Annotated in this window: 1 protein-coding gene; it reads left to right on the top strand. The window is 73.4% G+C overall.

Annotated features, from left to right (window positions below):
• Positions 1–3,265 (top strand): Rne/Rng family ribonuclease (locus tag ACFVJS_RS27120; RefSeq protein ID WP_378886661.1); only part of this gene is annotated, 3,265 nt, incomplete at its 5' end.
• Between the last annotated feature and the right edge of the window lie 22 nt (positions 3,266–3,287).

Genomic DNA, 3,287 nt, shown 5'->3' with positions numbered 1-3,287 from the left:
GCGTACGACCAAGAAGGCTGCCGCCGCGGCGCCGGCCGAGGTCGAGACCACCGAGCCCGAGACCACCGCGGCCACCGCCGCGCCGGAGGGTGAGGCCGCGGAGGGCCCCGCCGAGGCCCCGGCCAAGAAGACGGCGGCGAAGAAGACCGCCGCCAAGAGGACCACGAAGAAGGCCGCCGCCAAGAAGGCCGCCGCCCCTGTCGTCGAGCCTGTCGTCGAACCGGCCGTCGAGCCGGCCGTGGAGCCGGCCGTCGAGCCGGTGGCCGAGCCCGTCGAGGCTGCCGAGACTCCCGCGGAGGAGGTCGCCGACGACACCGTCGAGGAGCCCGAGACCGAGCAGGCCGGCCCCGCGGCCCCCGCGGTGCTGTTCCAGGCACCGACCAAGACCACCACCCGCCGCCGCACGCGCAAGACGGCCGAGCCCAAGCCCGTCGAGGAGCCCGTCGAGGCCGCTGCCGAGGTTCCCGCCGAGGACGAGCCGCAGGCCGCTGAGCCCGCCGCCGAGGCGACGGAGGAGACCCCGGGCCGCGGCCGCAAGCGCAACGTACGCCGCGCCGAGACGGCCGAGGAGAAGCCTGCCGAGGACGAGGAGTCCGAGACCGACGCCGAGGCCCAGACCACCGACGCCGAGTCGGACGCCGAGTCCGACGAGGCCTCGACCGACGAGGGCGAGGGTGGCGGCAACGGCCGCCGTCGCCGCCGCCGTGGCGGCCGTCGCCGCCGCAAGGGCGCCAACGGCGACGCCGAGGGCTCCGACTCGACCGACGCCGAGGACAAGTCCGAGGAGTCCGAGGGCGAGGGCGACGAGAACGCCGACGCCGAGCAGCAGGGCGAGGGCGGCAGCTCCTCGCGCCGTCGCCGTCGCCGCCGCCGCGCGGGTGAGGCCTCGGGCGAGGCCGGCGACGACCCGGAGAACACCGTCACCAAGGTCCGCCAGAGCCGCACCGGCGAGGACCAGATCACCGCGCTGTCGGGCTCGACCCGACTGGAGGCCAAGAAGCAGCGCCGCCGCGAGGGCCGCGAGGCCGGTCGTCGCCGCGCCCCGATCGTGAGCGAGGCCGAGTTCCTGGCCCGCCGCGAGTCGGTCGAGCGCGTCATGGTGATCCGCGAGCGCGAGGACCTCACCCAGATCGCCGTGCTCGAGGACAAGGTGCTCGTCGAGCACTACGTCGCCCGCGAGTCGCAGACCAGCCTGATCGGCAACGTCTACCTCGGCCGCGTCCAGAACGTGCTGCCCTCCATGGAGGCCGCGTTCATCGACATCGGCAAGGGCCGCAACGCCGTCCTCTACGCCGGTGAGGTCAACTGGGCCTCGCTCGGCTGGAAGGAGGGCCAGCCCCGCAAGATCGAGTCGGTGCTGACCTCCGGCCAGAAGGTGCTCGTCCAGGTGACGAAGGACCCGATCGGCCACAAGGGCGCCCGCCTGACCTCGCAGATCTCGCTGGCCGGCCGGTTCCTGGTCTACGTGCCCGACGGCACCACCTCCGGCATCTCCCGCAAGCTGCCCGACACCGAGCGCAACCGCCTCAAGACGCTCCTGAAGGAGATCGTCCCCGACACGGCCGGCGTGATCGTACGCACTGCCGCGGAGGGCGCCGCCGAGGAGGAGCTGACCCGCGACGTCGAGCGCCTCAAGGCCCGCTGGGAGGACATCGAGAAGCGTGCGGGCGGCAACGCACCGCAGCTGCTCTACGGCGAGCCCGACCTGACCCTGAAGGTCGTCCGTGACCTGTTCACCGAGGACTTCGCCAAGCTGGTCATCTCCGGCGACTCGTCGTGGGAGACCGTCAAGGACTACGTCCAGTCGGTGGCCCCCGACCTCGAGGAGCGGGTGGAGAAGTACGACGGTGAGGCCGACGCCTTCGCCGCCTACCGCATCGACGAGCAGATCGCGAAGGGCCTGGACCGCAAGGTCTGGCTGCCCTCCGGCGGATCGCTGATCATCGACCGCACCGAGGCGATGACCGTCGTCGACGTCAACACCGGCAAGTTCACCGGCTCCGGTGGCAACCTGGAGGAGACGGTCACCAAGAACAACCTCGAGGCGGCCGAGGAGATCGTGCGCCAGCTCCGGCTGCGCGACATCGGCGGCATCATCGTCGTCGACTTCATCGACATGGTCCTGGAGTCCAACCGCGACCTCGTGCTGCGTCGCCTGGTCGAGTGCCTGGGCCGCGACCGCACCCGCCACCAGGTCGCCGAGGTCACCTCGCTGGGTCTGGTCCAGATGACCCGTAAGCGGATCGGCACCGGCCTCCTGGAGGCCTTCTCCGAGAACTGCGAGGCCTGCAACGGCCGCGGTCTGGTGATCCACGAGCACCCCGTCGAGCCCGGCAAGTCCTCCGGCGTCGCCCCCGACGAGCCGCGCTCGCGTCGTCGTGGCGGCCGTGGCCGTGGCAAGGGCAAGGACGAGAACGGCACCGAGGTGGTCGAGGAGTCCACCAAGACGCCGTCGCCGGCCGAGTTCGCCGCGATGGCGGGTCAGTCGGAGAAGGCCGACGAGCCGGCCGCGGTGGCCGAGCCCGTCGAGGCTCCCGCCGAGCCGGCAGCGGCCGAGCCCGACATCGCCGAGGCCCCGAAGGTCACCACCCGCACTCGCTCTCGCCGGTCGCGGACCACCGCGCCCGAGGAGCCCACGGCCGCCGAGTCCACCGAGGCAGCCGAGGCGGCCCCTGAAGAGGCCGAGGCGCCCAAGGTGACGACGCGTACGCGTTCGCGCCGGTCCAAGGCGTCGACTCCGGCACCTGAGCCGGTCGAGGCGGAGACCCCTGCCGAGACGGTCGCCGAGGCCCCCGCTGAGGCTCCCGCCGAGCCGGAGGCCCCGAAGGTGACCACGCGCACCCGCACCCGTCGTGCCGCGACGACCGGCCGTCCGGTCCTGGCCGCGGTCGTCGGCAGCTCGACGTCCGAGCCGAAGCCGGCGGCGGAGAAGCCCGCGCCGGTGGCCCCGCCCGTCGAGCCCGAGGCGGTCGAGCCCAAGGCAGCCGAGCCCGAGGTGAAGGAGCCCGAGGCCACTGAGCCCGCGGTCGCCACGCCGGAGCCGGTCGCGGCCGAGCCGGTCGACTCCAAGCCGAAGGTGGTGACCCGGCAGCGCCGTGGCGCCCGCCGCGAGGTGGTGAGCACCGGTGAGGGCGCGGTGATGACCGCGACCAAGCCCGAGGCGCCGGTGACCAGCAACGGCACCGCGTCCACGCCGGCACCGAAGGTCGTGACCCGCACCCGTGGTGGCGCCAGCCGCGACACCACGCCGTCCCAGGACAGCTGACCAACCACGACGCCCCGGTGAC

It is taken from the genome of Nocardioides sp. NPDC057772 (assembly GCF_042798075.1).
Taxonomy (GTDB): Bacteria; Actinomycetota; Actinomycetes; order Propionibacteriales; family Nocardioidaceae; genus Nocardioides.
The sequence above is the reverse complement of the archived record's forward strand: the minus strand, read 5'-3'. Positions and strand labels throughout refer to the sequence as shown.